The 22,776-nt window shown below is 64.1% G+C and carries 23 protein-coding genes; 7 read left to right on the top strand and 16 right to left on the bottom strand.

Going from position 1 to position 22,776, the window contains the following annotated elements:
- Positions 1-71 precede the first annotated feature (71 nt).
- Together EI545_RS09795 and EI545_RS09790 are read left to right on the top strand one after the other, a co-directional pair.
- Positions 72-743 carry a COQ9 family protein gene (locus EI545_RS09795; protein WP_125325303.1) on the top strand — a complete coding sequence of 224 codons (672 nt, stop codon included), beginning with the start codon at positions 72-74 and terminating at the stop codon, positions 741-743.
- 37 nt (positions 744-780) lie between these two features.
- Positions 781-1,773, top strand: coding sequence for an NAD(P)H-quinone oxidoreductase (locus EI545_RS09790; RefSeq protein ID WP_125327359.1), 993 nt, complete (start codon positions 781-783; stop codon positions 1,771-1,773).
- Between the two features lie 231 nt (positions 1,774-2,004).
- Here the strand turns inward: EI545_RS09790 and EI545_RS09785 are convergent, their stop codons facing one another.
- Positions 2,005-2,643 carry a ribonuclease T2 family protein gene (locus EI545_RS09785; protein WP_125325302.1) on the bottom strand — a complete coding sequence of 213 codons (639 nt, stop codon included), beginning with the start codon at positions 2,641-2,643 and terminating at the stop codon, positions 2,005-2,007.
- Positions 2,644-2,773: 130 nt separating this feature from the next.
- Between EI545_RS09785 and EI545_RS09780 the strand changes: the two genes are divergently transcribed.
- The gene (locus tag EI545_RS09780; protein WP_125327358.1) at positions 2,774-3,529 is read left to right on the top strand and encodes a DUF1013 domain-containing protein; all 756 of its coding nucleotides are present in this window, start codon (positions 2,774-2,776) and stop codon (positions 3,527-3,529) included.
- Positions 3,530-3,627: 98 nt separating this feature from the next.
- Here the strand turns inward: EI545_RS09780 and EI545_RS09775 are convergent, their stop codons facing one another.
- The 5 genes from EI545_RS09775 to EI545_RS09755 all read right to left on the bottom strand — a co-directional run bounded on the left by EI545_RS09775 (position 3,628) and on the right by EI545_RS09755 (position 9,322).
- Positions 3,628-5,052 (bottom strand): gamma-aminobutyraldehyde dehydrogenase, encoded by a 1,425-nt coding sequence (locus EI545_RS09775; protein ID WP_125325301.1) that lies wholly within the window; start codon positions 5,050-5,052, stop codon positions 3,628-3,630.
- Positions 5,053-5,064: 12 nt separating this feature from the next.
- Positions 5,065-5,868: an ABC transporter permease gene (locus EI545_RS09770; RefSeq protein WP_125325300.1), complete on the bottom strand. Its 804-nt coding sequence runs from the start codon at positions 5,866-5,868 to the stop codon at positions 5,065-5,067.
- A complete protein-coding gene (locus EI545_RS09765; RefSeq protein WP_125325299.1) occupies positions 5,858-6,796 on the bottom strand; it encodes an ABC transporter permease in 939 nt (312 codons plus the stop codon). The genes EI545_RS09770 and EI545_RS09765 overlap by 11 nt, the downstream gene beginning before the upstream one ends.
- Positions 6,797-7,022: 226 nt before the next feature.
- Positions 7,023-8,009: an ABC transporter ATP-binding protein gene (locus EI545_RS09760; RefSeq protein WP_125325298.1), complete on the bottom strand. Its 987-nt coding sequence runs from the start codon at positions 8,007-8,009 to the stop codon at positions 7,023-7,025.
- Between the two features lie 155 nt (positions 8,010-8,164).
- Complete coding sequence (locus EI545_RS09755) at positions 8,165-9,322, bottom strand: ABC transporter substrate-binding protein (protein WP_125325297.1); 1,158 nt, start codon at positions 9,320-9,322, stop codon at positions 8,165-8,167.
- 229 nt (positions 9,323-9,551) lie between these two features.
- On the opposite strand from EI545_RS09755, the gene EI545_RS09750 reads away from it, so the two are divergent.
- Complete coding sequence (locus tag EI545_RS09750) at positions 9,552-10,721, top strand: glycosyltransferase (RefSeq protein ID WP_164517260.1); 1,170 nt, start codon at positions 9,552-9,554, stop codon at positions 10,719-10,721.
- Here the strand turns inward: EI545_RS09750 and EI545_RS09745 are convergent, their stop codons facing one another.
- On the bottom strand, positions 10,722-11,630 hold the full coding sequence (locus EI545_RS09745) for a LysR family transcriptional regulator (protein ID WP_125325295.1): 909 nt from the start codon (positions 11,628-11,630) through the stop codon (positions 10,722-10,724). It abuts the gene before it with no gap.
- A gap of 120 nt (positions 11,631-11,750) precedes the next feature.
- Positions 11,751-12,095 carry a hypothetical protein gene (locus EI545_RS09740; RefSeq protein ID WP_125325294.1) on the bottom strand — a complete coding sequence of 115 codons (345 nt, stop codon included), beginning with the start codon at positions 12,093-12,095 and terminating at the stop codon, positions 11,751-11,753.
- Between the two features lie 85 nt (positions 12,096-12,180).
- Between EI545_RS09740 and EI545_RS09735 the strand changes: the two genes are divergently transcribed.
- Positions 12,181-12,579 (top strand): OsmC family protein, encoded by a 399-nt coding sequence (locus tag EI545_RS09735; RefSeq protein ID WP_125325293.1) that lies wholly within the window; start codon positions 12,181-12,183, stop codon positions 12,577-12,579.
- A gap of 52 nt (positions 12,580-12,631) precedes the next feature.
- Here EI545_RS09735 and holA read toward each other — a convergent pair whose 3' ends face one another.
- The 4 genes from holA to EI545_RS09715 all read right to left on the bottom strand — a co-directional run bounded on the left by holA (position 12,632) and on the right by EI545_RS09715 (position 17,488).
- Positions 12,632-13,645, bottom strand: coding sequence for a DNA polymerase III subunit delta (gene holA / locus EI545_RS09730; protein WP_125325292.1), 1,014 nt, complete (start codon positions 13,643-13,645; stop codon positions 12,632-12,634).
- Positions 13,642-14,199 carry an LPS assembly lipoprotein LptE gene (lptE, locus tag EI545_RS09725; RefSeq protein WP_125325291.1) on the bottom strand — a complete coding sequence of 186 codons (558 nt, stop codon included), beginning with the start codon at positions 14,197-14,199 and terminating at the stop codon, positions 13,642-13,644. Before lptE ends, holA begins: the two co-directional genes overlap by 4 nt.
- Positions 14,186-16,813: a leucine--tRNA ligase gene (leuS, locus tag EI545_RS09720; protein WP_125325290.1), complete on the bottom strand. Its 2,628-nt coding sequence runs from the start codon at positions 16,811-16,813 to the stop codon at positions 14,186-14,188. Before leuS ends, lptE begins: the two co-directional genes overlap by 14 nt.
- A gap of 120 nt (positions 16,814-16,933) precedes the next feature.
- Complete coding sequence (locus EI545_RS09715; protein ID WP_125325289.1) at positions 16,934-17,488, bottom strand: DUF3576 domain-containing protein; 555 nt, start codon at positions 17,486-17,488, stop codon at positions 16,934-16,936.
- A gap of 274 nt (positions 17,489-17,762) precedes the next feature.
- On the opposite strand from EI545_RS09715, the gene EI545_RS09710 reads away from it, so the two are divergent.
- Positions 17,763-18,719: a porin gene (locus tag EI545_RS09710; RefSeq protein ID WP_164517259.1), complete on the top strand. Its 957-nt coding sequence runs from the start codon at positions 17,763-17,765 to the stop codon at positions 18,717-18,719.
- Between the two features lie 98 nt (positions 18,720-18,817).
- Positions 18,818-19,474: a YggS family pyridoxal phosphate-dependent enzyme gene (locus EI545_RS09705; RefSeq protein WP_125325287.1), complete on the top strand. Its 657-nt coding sequence runs from the start codon at positions 18,818-18,820 to the stop codon at positions 19,472-19,474.
- Here EI545_RS09705 and EI545_RS09700 read toward each other — a convergent pair.
- The 4 genes from EI545_RS09700 to EI545_RS09685 are packed head-to-tail and all read right to left on the bottom strand — an operon-like array spanning position 19,462 to position 22,655.
- Positions 19,462-19,749: a hypothetical protein gene (locus tag EI545_RS09700; RefSeq protein ID WP_125325286.1), complete on the bottom strand. Its 288-nt coding sequence runs from the start codon at positions 19,747-19,749 to the stop codon at positions 19,462-19,464. The two genes, EI545_RS09705 and EI545_RS09700, sit on opposite strands and share 13 nt — an antisense overlap.
- Positions 19,739-20,785: a hypothetical protein gene (locus tag EI545_RS09695; RefSeq protein WP_125325285.1), complete on the bottom strand. Its 1,047-nt coding sequence runs from the start codon at positions 20,783-20,785 to the stop codon at positions 19,739-19,741. Before EI545_RS09695 ends, EI545_RS09700 begins: the two co-directional genes overlap by 11 nt.
- Positions 20,782-21,180, bottom strand: a complete 399-nt coding sequence (locus tag EI545_RS09690; protein WP_174258173.1) for a hypothetical protein — start codon at positions 21,178-21,180, stop codon at positions 20,782-20,784. The genes EI545_RS09695 and EI545_RS09690 overlap by 4 nt, the downstream gene beginning before the upstream one ends.
- Complete coding sequence (locus tag EI545_RS09685) at positions 21,177-22,655, bottom strand: FAD-binding oxidoreductase (RefSeq protein WP_125325284.1); 1,479 nt, start codon at positions 22,653-22,655, stop codon at positions 21,177-21,179. The genes EI545_RS09690 and EI545_RS09685 overlap by 4 nt, the downstream gene beginning before the upstream one ends.
- Positions 22,656-22,776: the final 121 nt, after the last annotated feature.

Below are 22,776 nucleotides of genomic sequence, written 5' to 3'. Positions count from 1 at the left end.
TGATGTGCAGGCCCGCGCCCTATAACAAAGGGGGGGTGGCTTGTCCACAAAAGCTGGAAGCGGGGGTAAGGATGACCGAAGACACCAAAGACCGGGTTCTGGACGCGGCGCTTGTTCATGTGCCGTTCGACGGCTGGTCCGACCGCACACTGAAGGCAGCCCTGGCCGATGCCGGGGTGGCCGCAGGCCTTGGCAAGGCGCTGTTCCCGCGCGGTGGAGTAGACCTCGCGCTGGCCTATCACGCCTGTGGCGATGCCGAAATGCTGGCAACTCTGGCGGAAACCGACCTTGCCGCCCTGCGCTTCCGCGACCGCATCGCCAAGGCCGTGCAGATCCGGCTTCAGCTTGCAGATCAAGAGCTTGTGCGCCGTGGCAGCACGCTTTTCTCCCTGCCGCAGCACGCAGGCGACGGGGCGAAGGCGGTCTGGGGAACCGCCGACAAGATCTGGACCGCGCTGGGCGACACCTCGACCGACGTGAACTGGTACACCAAACGCGCCACCCTGTCGGCGGTCTATGGTGCCACGGTCCTTTACTGGCTGGGCGACACCTCACCCGGGCATCAGGCGACGTGGGAGTTTCTGGATCGCCGCATCGATGGGGTGATGCAGTTCGAAAAGCTGAAAGCGGCTGTCCGCGAAAATCCGCTGGGCAAGGCGATTCTCGCAGGCCCCGGAAAGGTTCTGGAAACTCTCCGTGCCCCAAGATCGCCTGACAACCTGCCCGGCCGCACCAAGGGCTGATCCGACTGCCGAATACCCTGCCTTGAAAGACCTGATGATGTCCCTGTCCCACTCGATGCTTGCTATAGAAATCTCGGTCCCTGGCGGGCCGGATGTGCTGCACCCCTGTTCGGTTCCTGTCCCGGTGCCCGGCCATGGCCAGATCATCATCCGCGTGGCCTATGCGGGGGTGAACCGCCCCGATGCGCTGCAACGCTCTGGCGCCTATGCGCCGCCGCCCTCCGCCTCGCCCCTGCCGGGGTTGGAATGTTCCGGAACGGTGGTTGAGATTGGCCCCGGTGTCAGCCGCTGGCAGATCGGGGATCAGGTCTGCGCCTTGCTTCCGGGGGGCGGCTACGCCGAATACGCCCTTACGCATGAAGCGCACGCCCTGCCCATTCCCCCCGGCCTTTCCATGGCGGAAGCCGCCTGCCTGCCGGAAACCTGCTTTACCGTCTGGTCCAACGTGGTGATGCGCGGCGGCCTGCAGGCGGGGGAACGGTTCCTCGTCCACGGCGGAACCTCTGGCATCGGCACCAGCGCCATCCAGATCGCTGCCGCCCTTGGCGCCCGTGTCTTCACGACGGCTGGGTCGGATGAAAAATGCGACGTCTGCCGCGATCTTGGGGCAGAGGTGGCGTTGAACTACCGTACCACGGATTTCGTGCCCGCCATCCAGGCCGAAGGCGGGGCCAACCTGATCCTCGACATGGTCGGCGGCCCCTATATTGAACGGAACATCAAGGCCCTCGCCGATGATGGCCGCCTTGTGCAGATCGCCTTCCTGCAAGGGCCGAAGGTCGCCCTCAACCTGGCTGAGGTGATGACCCGCCGACTGACCTTTACCGGGTCAACCCTGCGTCCGCAGTCTGATCTTGCCAAGGCGCGGATTGCCCACGCGGTCGAAAGCCATGTCTGGCCGATGATCGCCCGCGGCGCGTTCCGCGTCGTCATGGACAGCGAATTCGCCCTTGCCGATGCCGCCGCCGCACATTGGCGGCTGGAATCGGGCACCCATGTCGGCAAGATCGCCCTGCGCGTCGAGGAATAGGGCAGCGGCGGCACCCTAAGAACGGCTTTCACCCCACGTTAACGGATTAACGTTTCTTTCACGCGCAAGCTGTGGGCGGGTTTGGTAAACCAATGTCAGGCGGGATCAATTGTTTCGATCCAGAACTAGGCCGAATGACAGTTCCCCAGCTGTCCCGGCACCGGATATTTTAGCAAGCCATTTCCCCGACTTCCCCAAAGAACTGTATTTCACACTGATCCCGCCGCCCTTTCAGCGTACCGGCTCCAGCACAGCATCCGAAAGACGGCAGTCGCGGATCACATCCGCACCGCAGGTCCTTGGGTCCAGGTCACGGGTCAGGCAGATTCGCGCCTCCTGAATCAGGCCATCCTTGCAGGTTATGGTGATCTCTTCGGGCCCAAGGCCCGGGTTCGCCTCCAGAAACGCCTCTTCAATCACGCTGGCGGGCAGGGTCAGCGACCGGTCGATCTGGCGGAAGAGTTCAGGAATTTCAATGCTGTCATAGGCTTGGCGCGCCGTGCGGTAGTAATCCGTTGCAGAAAGCCCGGAACAGCGCCCGTGTTTCTTCCACTGATAGAACGCCAGACCGGAGCCGCCCATGATATCGGCCATAGCGGCCGTTTCGGCGCGTGACGGGTCACGCTGGCCCGTGCGGCAGAAGGACGGCCACCCCGCCTCATGCTGGGGCCAAAGTCCGTGGAGGATGAAGGTCAGCCCCCGGCCCGTATCGCACTGCGGATCGTCCCGCGCATCACCTTCCAGCGCGCACCAGGCGGCGGACCATGACAGCGACAGGACATAATAGTCGAAGTCGCCCGCCCGGTCTTCCTGTGCGCTGACGCCGGTTGCCCAGAACAAAGCCGCAAGAGTCATCAGCGTCCGGCGCATTTCCGCTTTTCCTTCCTGCTGCAAGGCCCTATATGGCGATTGAATTCCCAGAAAACGTGGAACTCGCGGGCCTCGCCCGCCGCCGTTTTCCCGGCCTGCGGAAGATTTGTAAAGGAGAGATCCGATGTCGATGTCAAAGCCGCTCATGGCAAAGGCCACTGCCGTCTGGCTGGTGGACAACACGACCCTCAGCTTTGCCCAGATCGCCGATTTCTGCGGCCTGCACGAGCTTGAGGTGCAGGGCATCGCTGACGGGGACGTGGCTGGTGGCGTGAAGGGCTTTGACCCCATCGCCAACAACCAGCTTGACCCGGTCGAGATTGACCGTGCCCAGGCAGACCCGCTGTATCGCATGAAGCTGAAGTTCAACGCCGCTGCGGTGGGCGAGGAAAAGCGTCGGGGGCCGCGGTACACCCCGCTGTCCAAGCGGCAGGACCGCCCGGCCGCGATCCTGTGGCTGGTGAAGTTCCACCCGGAATTGTCGGACGGGGCGATTGGCAAGCTGGTCGGCACCACCAAGCCCACCATCCAGTCGATCCGGGAACGCAGCCACTGGAACATCTCGAACATCCAGCCGATCGACCCGGTGGCGCTGGGGCTTTGCAAGCAGTCAGAGCTTGATACCGCCGTGCAGGCCGCTGCGCGGAAGAAGGCGGCTGATGGTGTGGTGATGTCGGACGATGAGCGGCGCAAGTTGGTGTCGACCGAACAGTCGCTGGGCATGGACCCGGCGCCGAAAGTCCCCTCGGGGCTGGAGGTCTTTGGCGAGGATGAGAAGGACGACAGCCTGGCAGGCAATTTCTCGGACGCGGAGAGCTTCTTCAACCTGCCCGCAGGGTCGCATGATGATGACGAGGATGAAGAAGACAACGGCCGCCGTCGGTAAAGCCAGGGTGTCCCGGGCAGGGACACCTATGAACCATTAGGTATATCAATGGCTTGGGGGTTGGGGTTTGCGAAGCCTTAACCCCTTTTCTGTTGCGCCTAGCCGTGCTTGATCATCACATGCCGGACCACGGTGTAATCCTCAAGCGCGTAGGCGGACATGTCCTTGCCGTAGCCGGATTGCTTCAATCCGCCGTGGGGCATTTCGTTGGTCAGCATGAAATGGGTGTTGATCCAGGTGCAGCCGTAGCGAAGCCGCGCGGCGGTGGCCATCGCGCGGCCCACGTCGCGGGTCCAGACCGATGAGGCAAGGCCATAGTCGCTGTCATTGGCCCAGCCAACAGCATCATCGACATCGCTGAACGGGGTGACCGACACGACGGGACCGAACACTTCACGCCGGACGATTTCGTCGTCCTGCTTCGCTCCGGTGACGACGGTGGGGCGGTAGTAGAAGCCTTGATCCATCGCCTCACCCCCCGTTGTCACCTGAACATGGTTCAGCTCGCGCGCGCGGTTGACGAAGCTGGCGACGCGGTCGCGCTGGCGCTGGCTGATCAGGGGGCCGATTTCGTTTGTCGTGTCATCCTCGGCCCCAAGGGTGATCGAGGCGGCGGCGGCGGTCAGGTCGGCAACCAGAGTGTCGTAGACCTTCTTCCCGGCATAGACGCGGCAGGCGGCGGTGCAATCCTGCCCGGCGTTGTAGAAGCTGAAGGCGCGCAGACCTTCGACCACGCTGTCGATATCGGCGTCGTCAAAGACGATGACCGGGGCCTTGCCGCCCAGTTCCAGATGCGTGCGCTTGACGGTCTTGGCGGCGGCGTCCAGCATCTTCTTGCCGGTGGCGACGTCGCCGGTCAGGCTGATCATGTCCACCAAAGGGTGATTGATCAGATAGTTGCCGACAGTCTGGCCGCGCCCGGCGACAACGTTGACCACACCTTCGGGCAATTCCTCGGCCAGAATCCGGGCCATCTTCAGCGCGGTCAGGGGGGTCTGTTCGCTGGGCTTGAAGATCACCGTGTTGCCGCCGCCAATGGCGGGGCCAAGCTTCCACGCCATCATCATCAGCGGATAGTTCCACGGCGCGATGGAGGCGACGACACCCACCGGATCGCGGCGGATCATGCTGGTGTGGCCGGTCAGATATTCGCCGGCCACCGTGCCATGCTGGCAGCGGACCGCCCCGGCGAAGTAGCGGTAGCAATCGACGATGGCGGGGATTTCATCGTTCAGGGCGGCGTTGATTGGCTTGCCGCAGTTCAACGCCTCAAGCGCTGCGAAGGCGTCAGCTTCGGCCTCAACCCGGTCAGCGATGCGCAACAACGCGGCAGAGCGTTCTGCCGGGGTGGTGCGCGACCATGTGTCAAAGGCTTTGCGGGCGGCGGCGACGGCGCGGTCCACCTGCGCGGTCGAGGCTTCGGGGACATCAAGGATCAGACCACCGGTGCGGGGGTTCAGGATCGGTTCGGGCGTTTCCTGTCCGGGTTCGAAGCTGGCGCCGATAAGGAGTGCGGTGTCCATGCGGGATCTCCGTTATTTGCCCATGCCTGCCGTCTCGGACCCGCCGCGGGTGAGGTAGTAGGCAATGAGGATGGGAAAGAAGGTGGCCGCGAAGACCACGATGGCGACGACATTGGTCACCGGGCGTTGGCGCGGGCGGACCAGTTCGTTCAGCATCCAGATGGGAAGGGTGCTTTGCTGGCCCGCGGTGAAGGTGGTGACGATCACCTCATCGAACGATAGTGCAAAGGCCAGCATCCCGCCCGCCAGCAGGGCCGAACCAAGGTTGGGCAGCAGGACGTAGCGGAAGGTCTGGAAGCTGTTGGCGCCAAGGTCGGCCGAAGCCTCCATGATCCCGCCGGAGAGGCGGCGCATCCGGGCGACGGCGTTGTTGTAGACAATGACGATGCAGAAGGTGGCGTGGCCGAGGACGATGGTCCAGGTGCTGAACGGGATGTCCATGATCCCGAAGGCCGACCGCAGCGACATGCCGGTGATGACGCCGGGCAGCGCGATGGGCAGCAGGATCAGAAGGCTGATCTGGTCGCGCCCGAAGAACCGGGCCCGGGCCATGGCGGCGGCGACAAGCGTGCCAAGGATCATCGCCAGCGCGGTGGAGATCGCGGCGACCTTGAGGGAAAGGTAGAGGGGCGGCCAGATGTCTTCGCGGTTCCAGGCGACGCCGAACCACTGGGTGGTCAGGCCGGGGGGTGGGAATTCGTAGGTGCGTTCTTCGGTCGTGAAGGCGTAGAGGAAGATGAGGAGGATCGGCAGGTGCAGGAACAAAAGCCCGCCGATGGCCGCGACCTTCAGACCGAGTGAGGCTTCAGAGCGCATCGAAAGCCCCCGCGCGTTTGGCAAGCGTCAGGTAGATCAGCATGATCAGGATCGGGACCACGGCGAAGGCGGCGGCCAGCGGGATGTTCCCGGCGGTGCCCTGCAACTGGTAGACGGCAAGGCCGATGAAGCGGGCAGAGTCGCCGACGATCTGGGGGATGATGTAGTCACCCAGCGTGAGCGAGAAGGTGAAGATCGACCCTGCGATGACGCCGGGAAGCGCCAGCGGCAGGATCACGGTGCGAAAGGTTTGCGACCGGGTGGCACCAAGGTCAGCCGAGGCTTCCAGCATGGTGGTGGGCACCCTCTCCAACGCGGCCTGCATCGGCAGGATCATGTAGGGCAGCCAGATGTAGACGAAGACAAGGAAGGTGCCGAAGGGCGAGGTGGACAGGGATGACCCCTCCAGCCCCGGGATCGACAGGATGCCGGTGATGATGAAGCCGGTGCCAGTGCCTTCAGCGGCCCAGCCAAGGATGCCCTCCTTGGCGAGGATCAGTTTCCAGGCGTAGACCTTGACCAGATAGCTGGACCACAAAGGCAGCATGACGCCAAGGTAGAAGGCCGCTTTCCACGGGCCCTTGGCGTAGCGGGCGGCGTAATAGGCGATGGGAAAGGCAAGGATGGCGCAGGTGAGGGTGACGGCGGCGGCCATGACCACGGTGCGCAGGATGATGTCGAGGTTCTGGGGGCGGAACAGCTCGGCATAGGTCTTGAGCGTGAACTCTTCCTTCACGACGCCGGAGAATTCGTCGATCGAGTAGAAGGACTGAAGGAGGAGGGCGGCGAGGGAGCCGAGGTAGACCACCCCTAACCAGAGCAGCGGCGGGGTGATGAGGAGGAGAAGGAGGAGGCCGGGGCGGCGCCAGAACAGCCCGGTCAGCCGGTCAGCAGGGCCACGGGGGCGAAGGATGGCGGAGGCGGTCATGGGCGCGCGCCCCGACCGTCAAAATCCTTGAAGAAAGGATTTTGGGCGCTTTGTTCCGGGCTGCGGTGCGGGTGGGGGGTGTGGGAGCCTCCGGCGGGGATATTTGGGGACAGAAAATGCTTGGCGTGGGAGGGAATTTTCTGTCTGGAAATATCCCGGGGGTGAGCCTGAAGGGCGAGGGGGCAGCGCCCCCTGCGCGGGCTGTTGGGGGCTGTGCGGGGGGGCATCACGCGCCCTCCATCAGGTGGAGGGCCTTTTGGTCAAAGGCGATGGCGGTCCGGTCTCCTTCGGCGGGGACGGGCAGGCCGGCGGGGACGAGGGCGGCGATTTCGGTGCCGTTGGCATCGAGCACGACGCGGGTGCCGGAGCCGAGATAGCGCAGCGCGGTCACGGTGCCGGTAATCGGGCCGGTGGCGGCAAGGCGGGTCGCTTCGGGGCGGAGGCTGGCCCATTGCGCCGGTCCGCCGAGGGCCTGCGTCATTTCGGGTGGCAGCACGTTGGAGGAGCCGACGAAATCAGCCACGAAGCGGGTGGCAGGGCGGTCGTAGATGTCTTGCGGGGTGCCGATCTGGGCGATGCGGCCTTCGTTGAAGACGGCAAGGTGATCGGCCATCGACAGCGCCTCGTGCTGGTCATGGGTCACGAAGACGAAGGTCAGGCCCAGCCGGTGCTGCAGAGCCTTCAGCTCATCCTGCATCGCCTCGCGCAGTTTCAGGTCAAGCGCGCCGAGGGGTTCATCCAGCAACAGGACGCGGGGTTCGTTCACCAAGGCCCGTGCAAGGGCCACGCGCTGGCGCTGGCCGCCGGACAGTTGCGCCGGTTTGCGGTCGCCGTAGCCGTCGAGTTTGACAAGGGCAAGCATGTCATCGGCCTTGGCATAGCGCTGGCTGCGGCCGACGCCCTTGACCATCAGCCCGTAAGCCACGTTGTCGCGCACGTTCAGGTGCGGAAACAGCGCGTAGTCCTGAAAGACGGTGTTGACGTTGCGCAGGTGGGGGGGCGTCGTCGACACATCCTCGCCAAAGATGCGGATCTGGCCGCCGGTGGGTTTCTCAAACCCCGAGATCAGCCGCAGGCAGGTGGTCTTGCCGGACCCGGACGGCCCGAGCATGGCAAAGAAACTGCCTTCGGCAATCGTCAGGTCCACCCGGTCAACGGCCTTTACCGGGCCGAAGTGGCGGGAGACGTTCTGGAATTCGACGGCAGCGTTCATGTTTGGGGATCAAGCCATCTGAAGGAGGCCCCCCTACCCCATCCCTCCCCCACAACGACGGGGGAGGGAGGCGCAGAGGTCAGCCGTCTGTGCGGGACGTGGGGTCAGGGTTGTCCCCCTGCCCGATGTGGGAAGGGGGGAAGGGTCGGCGGTCCTTAGCGGCCGCCGATCACGCCGATGTAGTCGGACACCCAGCGATAGTAGGGCACGCAGGCACCGTCACCCTGGCTGCAGTTCGACACCGGGGTGGTCCAGAAGCGGATCTTTTCAAAGTCATCCATGCCGTTCGCAGTGCAGGTTTCGGCCGTGGACATCCCGCGACCATCGGTGCAGGCGGCGGGCACGGCGGGGTTGGCGCCGAACCAGACCGCAAGGTCAGCCTGAAGGTTGGAGCTGAGCGAATGTTCCATCCACATGTAGGCACAGTTCGGGTTGGCCGCATCGACATGCATCATCGTGGTATCAGCCCAGCCCGTTGCGCCTTCCTGCGGGATCACCGACGCGATCGGCTGGTTGTCCGACTGCAACAGGTTGCGCTGGAATGGCCAGGAGCCGGAGGCGACCACGCCTTCGTTCTTGAAGTCGTCGATCTGGATGAAGGCATCGTGCCAGTAGCGGCTGACCAGCGTGCGCTGGGTGCGCAGCAGGTCAAGCGCTGCCTTGTACTGATCCTCATTCAGCTCATAGGGCGAGGTGATGCCGAGTTCCGGCTTGTGGAACATCAGGTACTGCGCGGCGTCGGCGATGTGGATCGGGCCGTCATAGGCCTGCACGCGGCCCTTGTTCGACTGGCCGTCGGGCAGTGTCATTTCCTCGAACACCACGTTCCACGAGGTTGGCGGTTCCTTGAACACCTCGGTGTTGTACATCAGGACGTTCGGTCCCCACATGTACGGCACGCCGTAGTGGACGCCGTCGACGGTGTGCCAGGGCGCGTCTTTCAGCCGTTCATCCACGGTGGACCAGGACGGGATCAGGTCGATATTGATAGGCTGGACGCGGTCCCCTGCGATGAGGCGAAGCGAGGCGTCGCCCGAGGCGGTGACAAGGTCAAAGCCGCCTTCGTTCATCAGGGCCACCATCTCGTCCGAGGTGTTGGCGGTCTTCACATTCACCTTGCAGCCCGAGGCGGCCTCGAACTTGGTAACCCAGTCGAATTCCTTCATCGTCTCGCCGCGCTCGATATAGCCGGCCCAGGCGACGATGTTCACCTGACCTTCGGCGGCGCCGATTTCGGTGACTTGGGCCAGAATCGGTGTTGCAGCAGTCAGTACAGCAAGCGTTGTAGTTCCCAAGAGTTTGAGGCGGTTCATGGCTGGCTCCCGTTGGTGTTGCTTATGAAATGGGTGCAGGGTGTCCGTTATTCCGGACCTGCTGTCAGCGTATGACAGGAATACGCTTTCGCAATACCAAAAAGCTGATCCAGACCATCGCTTTTTCCGATGTCACTGTGACATCCTGTGGGAAGGCCAACGGATCGAATCCGGCTTGCTGGAATGTCTGGGGAACTTTAGGTGGTGAATAGCTTAAGGGTGGATGCTGATGCCAAGCTTAGTGATGATTGCGCCAGCCCCTGTCATCGATGCCGACAATCGGTTGCAGTTGGACATCAAGTTTGTCGAAGGCATGCGGGTGACGCAGGCGATGTGGCCGGACCGCATCATTTGCGTGCTTCGGCGCGGGGCGGCAACCATCCCCTTCGGAGCCGAGTTCGATCGCGCCGATCTGCCCTTTGAACTGGTGGTCCTTGCCCCCGATGAACCGCTGGGCCCCGCGCATCTTGGGGGACATGACCTGATCTATGCTTCGGGCGATGATTTCCATTGTCTGCGACTGGCCGATTCGCTGCAGCCTGAACAGAAGATCGTCTATGTCATAGAATACACGCACGAAACGCGGATGCAGATCCTGTGGCTGGATCGGAGCCGCAGCATGATCCGGCGGTTGAGGGGTGCCGTCTGGTTGCTGCAGCAGGAGCGGCTGCGGCGAAAGGCTTTCCGTCGCGCGGACGGATTGCAGTCCAACGGCTATCCGGCGCATGACCTTTACGGACCGATGTGCCGTGACAGCCTGCTGTATCTTGACGGTCGAATGACGCCTGCACTGTTCGCCACCGAGACGGAAATGGCCGCGCGCGAGGCCTATCGAGCGGCTGGCGGCCCGCTGCGGTTGATTTTCTCGGGCCGACTGGAGCCGATGAAGGGTGCGCAGGATCTGGTGCCGGTGGCGCGACGGCTGCAGACACTGGGAGTTGACTTTACCCTTGATATCTTCGGGGTCGGGTCGCTGCGCGACGAGATTGCGTCCGGAATCCGCGCCTTGGGCGCGGATGGGCGGATAAGGTTGCATGCACCGGTGGACTTTGAAACCGGTCTGGTCCCGTTTACCCGGCAGAACGCTGACATCTTCGTCGGCTGCCATCGCCAGTCCGACCCGTCCTGCACCTATCTTGAGGCGATGGGCTGTGGCGTTGCCGTGGCAAGCTATGACAATCGCATGTGGAGCCGCCTGAATCAGGAGTCCGGCGCAGGATGGAGCGCGGCCTTGGGCAGTGTTGATGCACTGGCCGATCAAATCGCCGATGCCGCCCGTCGCCCGGACGAAATCACGTCGCGCAGCCGCAAGGCGTGGGCCTTTTCGAAGGCGCATGGGTTTCATGAGGAATTCCGGCTGCGGATGGAGCATTTGGCGCGCATCGCCGGCGGAGGTTGATCAGCCCGGCCGCATTATGGTGGAGCTTTGCGCCGAGCGGATGAAGCTGCTGGCTGGACCGGAAAGCGGGGCGCCCTTGCGCCAGGCGAGGCCGACATGCACCGTCGGCAGGTCGCCCGAGACATCGCGGATTTCGATCCGGTCGCCTTCAAGGCTCCATGGCCGGTAGACCAGCGATGGCAGGATCGCCAGACCCGCGCCGGTGGCGACAAGGGACCGTACCGCCTCGACGCTGCGGGTGCGGTAGGCGATTGCCGGCTTGACCGGCAGGGCCGCGGTGAGGCGGCGGGTGCTTTCCTCGATCTCGTCCACCATCAGCTGGATCATCGGCTGACCGGCCAATTCGTCCAGCGTGATGCTTTCCTGCTGGGCAAGCGGATGCCCGAGCGGCAGCCACAGCCGGTAGGGTGACACAAGCAGGGTTTCGACGTTCAGCGCCAAGCGGTCCTTGACTGAGGATGTCAGGAGGACGGCCACGTCCAGTTCGCCCCCGATCAGCAGGTGTTGGAGGTATTCGCCATTATCTTCGATCACGTTGAGGGTGATCTGCGGAAAGGCGCGGCGATAGCGGGCGAGGATGTCTGACAGGACATAGCCGGCGACAAGGCTGGTGACGCCAAGCGACAGGTGGCCTGTCGCGGCCTCGGCCTCGGTCTGGAAGGCACTGCGGGCCGAGGCGACGTCAGCCAGGATCTTGCTGGCGTGACGCAGGAAGGCCGAGCCCTTGTGCGTGATCAGAAGGCCGCGGGCCTGCCGGTCGAAGAGGGTGACGCCAAGATCATCCTCAAGACTGCGGATCGCTTCGGTGACCGACGACTGGCTGATCGACAGCGCCCGTGCGGCGCCGGTGACAGACCCGGCCTCGGCTGCGGCGACGAAGAATTGCAGTTGGCGAAGGGTGAAGGCCATGGGCTTTGGTCTGATCCTGCAGGACCCGGGGGGGCTTGGCCCGCCATGAGCCGCGATTGGGTCGGTCGGGGAAAGAGACAGTCGGGGAAAGGCGCTGGGCGGCGTGATCTTGTCGCGGCGTCAGGGCGGTGTCCAGCGGCGGCTGTCCAGTGCGACCCAGCCTTGGGGCAGGGCATCCGGGGGCGGGCCGTCATCCTGCCAGAACTGCAGGCGGATGTGGTCCGGCAGGGTTGGCGTGTCGGCAAGGGCGGCCACGGTCCAGACCAGATGAAAGCCATCTTCCAGCAGCCCTTCGGCGTAGAAGGCGATTTCTTCGGACTCCAGCGCCTCGCTTGGCGCAGCGGGCCAGCCGTCGGCACCACCCCAGAAGACCAGCGCCTCGATCTCCGGGCGTTTGCGGGCGAGGGCAGTGAGCGGGGCCAGAAAGAGCTCGATCGGGGTGGGGTCGGGTTTGCGCTGGGTCAAGGCCGGTATCCTTTGGATGGGGCATTGTCCGGGCTTGGTCAGGGCAAAGTCAATCTGGTGAATGGGGCAGCGTGGTGGGGGCAGCATGAAATATGAACTGCGGGCATGGCGGGTGGACGGAACGGGCAGCCGGGCCGTGGCGCATGGGGCCGAGGTGGCCTTGGGCACGGACCTTGCCGGTCGATCGGAGGCGATGAACCCGGTGGAATTGCTGCTATCGGCGCTGGCGGCCTGCATGATCAAGGGGGTGGAGCGGGTGTCCCCGATGCTCGACTTTGCCTTTGACGGGGTCGAAGTGCGGCTGGAGGCGGAGCGGCAGGATGCGCCGCCGAAGCTGGTTGCGATCACCTATGAGATCATCGTCAAGACCGATGAGCGGGGACCAAGGCTGGACCTTTTGCACCGCAATATCCTGAAATACGGCACGATTTCCAACACTCTGGCGGGTGCTGTGCCGTTGACCGGGATCATCCGGCGGGCGTGAGGGGGCGGAGTTTTGCAAAACTCCGGTCCGATTTCTTGGAAGAAATCGGGGTCTAGCGCCGGGTCATCGCGATGCGGATCAGGGCGCGTTCCATCACCGCCATGCCCGGCGCGCGGGAGGCGGAGCGAAGCGTAAGGTCGGTTTCCAGCAGCAGCGATACGGCGGTTTCCAAGGCGCGGCTGCCCCATTGCCCGGCCTGACGGCCCATGGCGTCCTTCTGCTTGAAGTTCACGCGGGCTTTCTGGATGCCGACGCCCGGACCTTGGGGGTCGCAGGCGGCGGCGTGCAGGATGCGGAAATGGCGCAGCGCGGCGATGCAGATCGTGACGGGCAGGGTGCCCTGCCCCTCTAACCGCCGGAAGAAGGGGCCGATGGCATCGGTCCGCGCCTCAGCCACGGCAGAGATCAGGTCATCCACCTCGGCCTCGATGGTGGCGGGAGCCATGGCGGCGACATCGGCGGGTGTCAGGGGTGAAGGGTCGCCCCATTTGTAAAGCGCGATCTTTTCCAGCGTCTGGCGGAAATCGCCGGGGTCCAGCGCGCGGGCGAGGGTGGTGAGGTCGGTCATCGCCTCACGGTCCAGATTGGTCAGGCCGGCCTTCTGCAATGCGGCCTCAATCTCTTCCCGACCGGGCGGTTCGTCATAAAGGCCGATGCAGATGGCGGTGGGATGCTTTTCGAACAGGGTCTTCAGCGCCGATTTGCCGGTCAGGTTGCCAGCCGTCACAACGATCTGCGCGTCGCCGGGTTTCCAGTTCTTCAGCGCGGTGGCGATGGTTTCGGTCAGCCCGTCGGTGGCGTCTTCCAGAAAGGCGACCCGCGGGCCGGGGAAGAAACCGGTGGCCTTGATCGCATCTAGCAGGAGGCTGCCATCCTTGCGCAGGTCGCCGCCAGACATGCGGGTCAGGCGCATTTCGCCCTCACCCTCCGGGCCGATCAGGGCGGCAATCGCCTCTTGCCGTTTCAGGGCCACGCGCATGGCGTCGGCGCCGAAGATCAAAAGCCCCGCACGTCCCGGATCGGGTTTGGCGCAATAGCGGCTGGCCTCAACCCCTTTCAGGATCATGGCAGGCTGGGGGAAACGGCGATCAGGCGGGCGGTGATCTGGTCGGCAAGGATGCGCATCAGGCGGTAGGCGGCATCTTCCTCGGCGGCCAGGCCGGCAACGGTGGATCCGGTGGCGGAATAGGCGGTGAAGCTTTGCACCCGTCCCCCGGCAAGGCGTTCCCCCGTGGCGCGGTCGGACAGGGTGTAGTCGATCACGCCTTTCAGGTTGTAGCGGGTGATGTCGTTTTCCGTGGTGATGCCGACGCCAACCGCTTCTGTCGTGATCGTATAGGCCAGATCGTAGCGGTGGTTTTCCGGCCGACCAAGGCGTTCCTCAAGCCGCTCCACCAGATCGAAGCCGTTCTTGTCGGTCGGGTCCTGCGCGCGCACGGTGCCGAGGAGCGCCGTTGCAGCGCCACCGGGCGCATAGGCAGGGGTGAAGCCGCAGGCGGCGAGGGCGAGCGGTGCCAGAAGGACGGCGCGGCGCGAAAGCGCCGCCCTCCCCCCTGTGTGGGGGAGGGATGGGGTGGGGGGACACCCGCGCCTTGGGAAGGTTTTGTCAGACGACGACATTGATGATGCGGCCCGGCACGACGATGATCTTCTTCACCGGCTGCCCGGCAAGGAACTTGATGACATCCTCATCCGCCAGCGCGAGCTTTTCAACCTCTGCCACGGGCATATCCTTTGGCACGCTGATTTCCGCCCGCCGTTTGCCGTTGATCTGAATCGGCAGGATGACCGTGTCATCGATCAGGAGCGCCGGGTCGGCCTTGGGCCACGGGGCCTGCGCGCAAAGCCCGGCACCGCCCTGAAAGGTCCAGATCGATTCTGCGATATGCGGGGTCATTGGCGACATGAGCTTTGCCAGTGTCCGGATCGCCTCTTTCATCGTGGCGGTGGAGGCGTTGGCCTTGGCGATGGTGTTGGTGAAGGCATAAAGGCTGGCGATGGCCTTGTTGAAGGCAAAGCCTTCGATGCCCTTCGTGACTTCGTCGATGGCCCGGGCCGTCGCTTTCGCCAGATCGCTGTCGCCCTCACCCTTGTGGTCGGCAGGCATGTCGCCAATGCGGGAACACAGCGCCCAGACGCGGCTGAGGTGCTTGAACGCGGCTTCGGCGCCCGAGGCTGTCCATTCCACATCGCGTTCGGGCGGGCTGTCGGACATGACAAACCAACGCGCGGTATCGGCGCCGAAACTGGCGATGATGTTCATCGGGTCGACGACGTTCTTCTTCGACTTCGACATCTTGGCCGAGGGGATCACTTCGACCAGCAGCCCCTCGTCGCTAAGGGCGCGGATCCAGGCGTCGACATCGTCGATCATGTCCACGGGTGGCGGCACGTTGCCGGGTACCACGATCCTGCGGTCGGCCACGTTGAAGACAGTCACGTCTTCCGGCAGGTGATAGACCGGGCGACCTTGCGCGTCGGTGGTCTTGTAGATCTCATGCGTCACCATGCCTTGGGTGAACAGCGCGTTGAACGGCTCAATCGCCCCAGCTGGCAGGTGGCCGGTCTTGTGCATCGCCCGGGCGAAGAAGCGGGAATAGAGGAGGTGCAGGATCGCATGCTCCACCCCGCCGATATATTGATCGACGTTCATCCAGTAGGCGGCATCTTCGGCCACGGTCGGCGTCGTGGCGCGGGGGGCGGTGAAGCGGGCGTAGTACCAGCTGCTGTCCACGAAAGTATCCATCGTGTCCGTCTCACGCCGGGCCTTGGCACCACACTTGGGGCAGGTGCAGTCGCGCCATGTGGGGTGGCGGTCCAGCGGGTTGCCGGGGATGTCGAAGCTGACATCGTAGGGCAGTTCGATGGGCAGGTTCTTCTTGTCCTCGGGCACGACCCCGCAGGTCGCGCAGTGGATCACCGGGATCGGGCAGCCCCAATAGCGCTGGCGGGACACGCCCCAGTCGCGCAGGCGGAACTTGGTGACGCCCTTGCCATAGCCGTTGGCCTCAGCATGGGCGATGGCGGTGGCCACCCCTTCATCGCCCGTCTGCACCGCAGCCCCGGCAAAGCCGCGGACATAGTGGACCTTTTCCGACTTCATCGGCACGAAAGCCTCGGCCAGCGACTCGTCCATGCCTTCGGCCAGAAACACCGGCTTGATCGGCAGCCGGTACTTGGTGGCAAAGTCAAAGTCGCGCTGGTCATGCGCCGGGCAGCCGAAGATCGCCCCGGTGCCGTAGTCCATCAGGATGAAGTTCGCGATCCAGACCGGGAGTTCCCATGTCGGATCAAGCGGATGCTTCACGCGGATACCCGTGTCATACCCGATCTTCTCGGCCGTCTCGATCTCTTCGGCGCTTGTGCCGCCCTTCCGGCATTCGGCCACGAAGGCCGCCACCGCTGGGTCACCCTCCAGCGCCTTGGCAAGCGGGTGATCGGCGGAAATCGCGGCGAAGCTGGCGCCCATCAGTGTGTCGGGGCGAGTGGTATAGACCTCCAGCGTCTCGAACCCGGCCGGAGCACCGACCGTATCGAAGGCAAACTGCAGGCCACGGGATTTCCCGATCCAGTTCGCCTGCATAAGGCGCACTTTCTCCGGCCAGTTGGTCAAACCGTCCAGCGCTGACAGCAATTCCTCGGAGTATTCGCTGATCTTGAAGAACCACTGCGTCAGCTCGCGCCGTTCGACCGCAGCGCCGGAGCGCCAGCCCTTGCCGTCGATCACCTGCTCATTCGCCAGAACCGTCATGTCGACCGGGTCCCAGTTGACCACCGCCGCCTTGCGATAGACCAGCCCCGCCTCCAGCATGTCGATGAACATCGCCTGTTGCTGGCCGTAATATTCCGGGTCGCAGGTCGCCAGTTCGCGTGACCAGTCGATGGACAGGCCAAGGGGCTTCATCTGCGCCTTCATGTCGGCGATGTTGCCGTAGGTCCAGTCCTTCGGATGGCCGCCCCGTTCCATCGCGGCGTTTTCGGCGGGCATGCCGAAGGCGTCCCAGCCCATCGGATGCAGCACCGAAAACCCCTGCGCCAGCTTGGTGCGGGCCACCACGTCGCCCATGGTATAGTTGCGGACGTGCCCCATGTGGATGCGCCCGGACGGATAGGGGAACATCTCCAGCACATAGTACTTTGGCTTGGCCGGATCGCGCTGCGCGGTGAAGGCCCCCGCTGCATCCCAGGCCTGCTGCCACTTGGGTTCGATCACCGATGGGTCATAGCGCGACATTCTGGGGCCTCATGCAGGGTTGAGCGGCGGAATTACACCGCAGCAAAAGGAAAGGTCCACCCCATCCTTTCTCTTCACCAAATATCCCGGGGGTGCGGGGGCTGGCCCCCGCTGCCGTCATCAAAGATTGCTGTCGCGCACCCGAAGCTGGCGGGCGCGGGTCAGGATCGCATCTTCGATCGCGCGGACGGTTTCCGGTGCCACGGAGCCACCACCCTGCGACTGGAGGGCCACCTTCAGGCTGCGCGCGTCAAGGGCCGGGTCCTGCACATAGACGGTAGCGCGGTAGGCGCGGCCCCCGCCCGGCGGGCGGCCATAGCCGGTGGTGAACACGCCGGTGAACGGGTCGACCGATTCGACCGGCAGGAAGTTCAGCACTTCAAGGCTGGCCTGCCAGATATACTTGTTCACTTCGACGGTCGTGTTCGGATCATCAGCGTTGGAGAACAGGCTCCAGATCGTGTTGCGGCCGGTCCGGGTTCCCGTCTGGCGGATTTCGTTCGTGGGGGCGGCGCGCCGTTCTTCATCGGCCTTTGCGGCAGCAAGCTGCTCATCGGTTTGAGGGGCGCGGCGGAACAACCCACTGTCACCGCTCGCAAAGCCACCTCCGCAGGCAGACAGCGTCACGGCCAGCCCCGCTGCAAGCGTCATCCGTGCAAGTTGCTGCAAGATCATCTGGCCATCCTCAGTTCCCGTGTTCGTTGTCTAACTGAGCGTCCAAGGCCTGCCAAGGCCTTTCGATATTCTGTGCCGCGCTGGGCCCGCGCGCGGGGCGTGCAAAGCGGGGAATCCTGACCTGTGGCTTTAGTGCACCAACTGAACGCCGTTTTATGCCGCTCTTCCTGTTGCCGTTGCAATCGGGGGCGTCTGGGGCGAAAACCACGCCATTCCACTGCGGATTCCCCTGCGGCGGGCCTACCTTGAAGAAAGAGGGAACAACATGAAAAGAATGCTTCTCGCAACCACCGTGCTGGCTCTGACCGCACCGATGGCTGTCGCAGAGATCAGCTTCTCGGGTTACGGGCGGTTCGGTCTTAACTACAACTCGGACGCCGTGTTCAACGAGAGCCAGATCGACATGCGCATGCGCATCAACATCGACGGCTCGGTTGAAACCGACTCGGGCATCACCTTCGGTGGTCGCATCCGTCTGCAGTACGACGAAAACACCGTCAGCGATAACGATTCCGACGGTCTCGTTTCCAATGACCGCGCTGGCGCTCAGCTGAGCCCGGCCATGCTGTACGCAACCGGTTTCGGCGTCCGTGTGGAAGTTGGTAACGCCAACACCGCTTATGACTCCGTCGCTCTGATGTACAACTCGGAAATCGGTTACCTTGACCGTGGCTTCGGCGATCCGAACGGCAACTACTTCAGCTTCAACTCGACCCCCTACGGTTCCGAAGAAATCAACCGCATGGGTCTGTTCGTCAGCTACTCGGCTGGTGGCTTCAACGGTCGTATCTCGCTCGTCGACCCGGACCAGACCGGTGCCGTGATTGACGAAGAAGAACTGTCGCTGTCGGTTGACTACGCCTTCGGTCAGGCGACCGTTGCCGCTGCCTACGTCGACAACGCTGCTGGCGTTGAAAATGCTCAGGCTCTGTTCCTCGGCGCTGAATACGCTATCAGCGACGCTGCCAACATCGGCCTGCTGTACTTCGACTACGACGAAGACCTGGATGCCAACGACTCCGTCCGTGTGACCCTCTATGGTAACTACACGATGGATGCGATCACCTTCAAAGGCTACGTCGCAACCGACGACCAAGACGGTCTGGCCAACGACACCGCTTACGGCCTCGGCGTTGACTACGACCTCGGCGGCGCTCGCCTCTCGGGCGACATCCACCGCAGCTACGCCGAAGAGACCATCGCCGGTCTGGGCGTTCGCTTCGACTTCTAATCCTTCGGGATCCTTCTTTCGGAGAGAGCGGGCCTTGTGCCCGCTCTTTTCTTTTTGCGGCAGGGGGCTAGGGTCTGCCCGAAAGATGGGGGGACAGCATGGCACTGGCAGAGATCACGGCACGGATACGCGCGGCTGAAGCTGCGGCAGGGCGGGCGGTGGGGTCGGTCCAACTGATCGCCGTGTCAAAGGTGCAGCCGCTGGAGCGTGTAGTTGCGGTGCTGGACGCCGGGCACCGCCTGTTCGGCGAAAACTATGTGCAAGAGGCGGCGTCGAAATGGCCTGACCTGCGCGCCCGCTTTGGCCCGGTTCAGGTGCATATGATCGGCCCCTTGCAGACCAACAAGGCCAAACTCGCGCTGGACCTGTTCGACGCGATCCACACGCTGGACCGCCCTTCGCTGGCGCAAAAGCTGGCGGCCCTTGCCCAGGCGCGCGGTTCCTGCCCTGACCTGTTCGTGCAGGTGAACACGGGCGAAGAACCGCAGAAGGCCGGCGTCCTGCCCGCCGATCTGGCCGGGTTCCTGAAGGATTGCCGGGCGCTGGACTTGTCGCCCAAGGGGCTGATGTGCATCCCGCCCGAGGGCGAAGACTCCACCCCCCATTTCGCGATGCTGGCCGGGATGGCGGCGGATCACGGGCTGACCGGCCTGTCGATGGGGATGAGCGGGGATTTCGAAGCCGCGATTGCCCATGGCGCCACCCATGTCCGCGTGGGCAGTGCGATCTTCGGCGCGCGGGCCTATCCGGCCTGAGGCAGGCACAGGGTCAGCCCGGCGGGCAGCACCAAGGGCGCGCCAAGGGCGTATAGCGTGGCGACAAGGCTTGCTTCCCCCCGCAGGGTGACGCTGATCGGCCCGGCGCTGACCACCGACACCCCGGCTGGCAGGGCGCTGACGAAGCCGTCAGGCGGAAACATCACCAGCGCCGCCGGAGCCTCACCCCCCAGCCGCATGACCAGCGCCAGAGTGCCGATCCAGCCAAGGGCGACCAGTGGCAGGGCCGCAAGCCAGCGCCAGTCAATAATCATGGATATGTTCCAGCGCGCCTTGCGGCAGGGCGTTCAGGGTTGCGGCAAGGTCGCTGACCGGGACCAGCACTAGATGCCGGAACCCCGGGTTGCCCTGCCGGGGGAAGGAATGGATCGCGGCATCGGCTGTGAGCTGATCGGTGATGATGGTGAACAGGATATCGTCATTCCCGGCGATTTCGGTGAACCGGCCACCCGCAGCGGCGATGGTTGCCGCCAGTTTGGTAAAGGCGCGGTAGCGGGGGGCTTCGATGACAATGCCCTCCGGCAGGGTTTCGATCACCTGAACATCGGGAAGGGCGGCGAGCGTCGTTTCCGGCAGATCGCTTACCACCGCCCGCAGCCGCAGCTGGTCTTCCCCCACCGCAGCCACGGCGGCGGCAATCACTTGCGCATAGGCTGCCTTGGCCCAGTATTCCGCGCCAAGGGCAAAGCGTCGCTCTCTGTCGCGCAGGCTGTCGGTGGCTTGCGTGTCAAGTTCGGCGGCATCGCGCGGGAAGTCCCATTTGTACCACGGGGTTTGCTGCAGGAAGACCGCATAGTCAGCGGCCTGCCGGGCGGACAGATCATCCAAAGGCGCGCGGGTGTCGCCCCGGATCAGGGTGAAGATGCGGCCGATGGTTTCCTCATATGCGGCCTTGGCCAAAAGCTCGGCGGTGAAGCTGACACCGATGGTGTAGACCATCTGCTTGGTTTCCCAAGGGAAACCGCCGTGGGGACCCGAGGCCTGCGACAAGGCGCAGGTCGATGACCAGAAGCCCGCGATGGCGGAGAGGAAGCCATAGTCATGCGGGTCGGCGGTGCGGATGACTTCGCCGTAGTCGGCATAGGCATGGACGATATGCCATTCCGGGTAGGTCAGCAGCGTGCGACCTTCCGGGCGCTGCCAGTCAGGCCCGACAAGGGGGGTATGGGCCACAGCCACGCCGGCCGGGCGGCACATCGTTTCGACATAGGCGACGGGGGACAGCAGGCCAAGGACAAGCACCACGACCAGCAGGACAAGGCGACCGGTCCAGCGCAGAAGGACCCTCACCGCTTGAACCCGATGTAAAGCGCGAAGCCGCCCAGCAGCAGGTGGGGCACGGAAGACAGGAATTTCAGCGTGTAGGAGATGTCGAGGACCCCCCAAGTGAAGATGCCAAGGTCAAGAAAGCCGGACCCCGCATAGGTGCCCAGAAGCCCGTCAAGGAAGTAAAGCGCGCCGAACAGGATCAGGAACATCCGCGACGCCCTGGTTGACAGGACCCCTGCCACCAAAGCCCAGAGAGCCGAGGCAATGTGCAGCGCGTCGTCATAGATATCCAGCGCGAAGATTCCGAAGGTGCGGCCTTCGGCATCGACGATCCCGGGGATCGGCAGATAGTTCAGCGAGGCGACCAGCGCCAGGATGACGGCATAGGCGAAGGCGGTTTTGCGGTGCAGGGTCAATAGACGAATCCCTTATCCAGATAGGTGTCCCAAAGGGCGTTTCTCAGGCGAAGCTTCGGGTCGACCTGCAGCTTCACCTTCAGGAAATCCAGCGACCGGCCATAGCAGCGGCGAAACTGGTCCGGTGTCGCATGCAGCCGGTAGGGCAGGTAATAACTGCCGCCGATGGCCAGAACGGCCTCGATCAGCTCTTGCGTCATCCGGGTCATGTCAGCCTCGGCCCGCGCGGTCATCTCTTGGCTGAACAGCAGGACCGAGGCGATGCGCGGACCGTCTGGCGCGTAGCTGAGCAGCGCGGTCGGGTCTTGGGCGACATAGCGCAGGGTGATATTGAGAAGCTCTTGATAGCTGCCGGGGATGATCGCCTTGGCGGCGGCGGCGAAGTCGGCAAAGCGGTCGGGGGCGACGAAGTATTCGTGCAGGATGTCAGTGCGGGTCGGGTCGCGGTCATCCAGGGTGATGACCGGTTCGTTCATCAAACTGGACCGGCTGGAAGCGCCCGCCAGCATCGCGCCGATGCCGGTTTCAATCCCCCAGCGGCGGCGCTTGATCCATTCATTGCCCGGCTGCGCCCGGAAGATCGCGCGTGAGGCTTTGGACAGGAAGCCAGACCCGCTGGCCGGGGGGATGTCACCAGCGACCGGGCGGTAGGTCACCAGCATGGCGTCGTCAAAGAACCCCTCGCGGTCGATGTTCAGGCGGCCGTACGCCATGGGGGTGGAGCCGTCGGCGATGGCGGTGAAGGCGGCGGCGAAATCGGCGGTGGGCATGGTCTGGAAGGTGGGTTCCAGTAGCTGGTTCGGGACTGCCTCAACCTCCAGTTCCGTGATCAGGCCGATCAGGCCGTAGCCGCCCATCGCGGCGGCGAAAAGGTCGGCGTTTTCGCTGCGCGAGGCGGTGACAAGGGTGCCGTCGGCCAGCAGCATCTGGACGGAGCGCACGGTTGATCCCATGGGGCCATACGGCATCGGCCAGCCATGCGCGCCGACAGAGAAGGTGGAGGCAACACCGAAATCGGCGTTGGATTGCATGACCTTGGGCGACAGCCCAAGCGGGTCGAGCGCGGTGATCACCTGATGCCAGCGGGTGCCGGCCTGCACGCGGTAAGTCTCCCCCTCAACCAGGATCGAGGGCGTGTCGAAGGTGATTGCGTGGCCGTCGCGGGGAATGGCCTGACCCCCCATCGAATGGCGTGCCGCGCCGATGCTGACGGGGCGATCCTCCGCCTCGGCGGCGCGCAGTTCGGCCCGGAGCGTGGCAATCAGGGCATCGCCCGGCGGGTCCTTGATGATGATGTGCTTGAAGATCGGTGTTTCCGACAGCAGCGAGGCGTCGTTCAACGTGGTCTCACCGCCTGCAGGGGCGACAATCGCCACCCCGTCGAGCGAGGGGTTCGCCGCCCCCATCCAACGGCTGCCAGCCACGCCCACCGCTGCCCCGGCCCCAAACAGCGCCGCCCGTCTTGTCAGCGCCATGCGGCACCCTTTTCATTGTCCCAAGGCGCAGAATGGCGCGGCGCGCATGAGGCGTCCAGTCAGCATTTCCGGACGGGGAAGGCGGAGTTTTTGAAAACTCCGCACCGGAGCCTTCGAAGGC

It is taken from the genome of Tabrizicola piscis (assembly GCF_003940805.1).
Classification (GTDB): Bacteria; Pseudomonadota; Alphaproteobacteria; order Rhodobacterales; family Rhodobacteraceae; genus Tabrizicola; species Tabrizicola piscis.
Note: the sequence above shows the minus strand (reverse complement) of the source record. Positions and strands in the feature narration are given on the sequence as shown.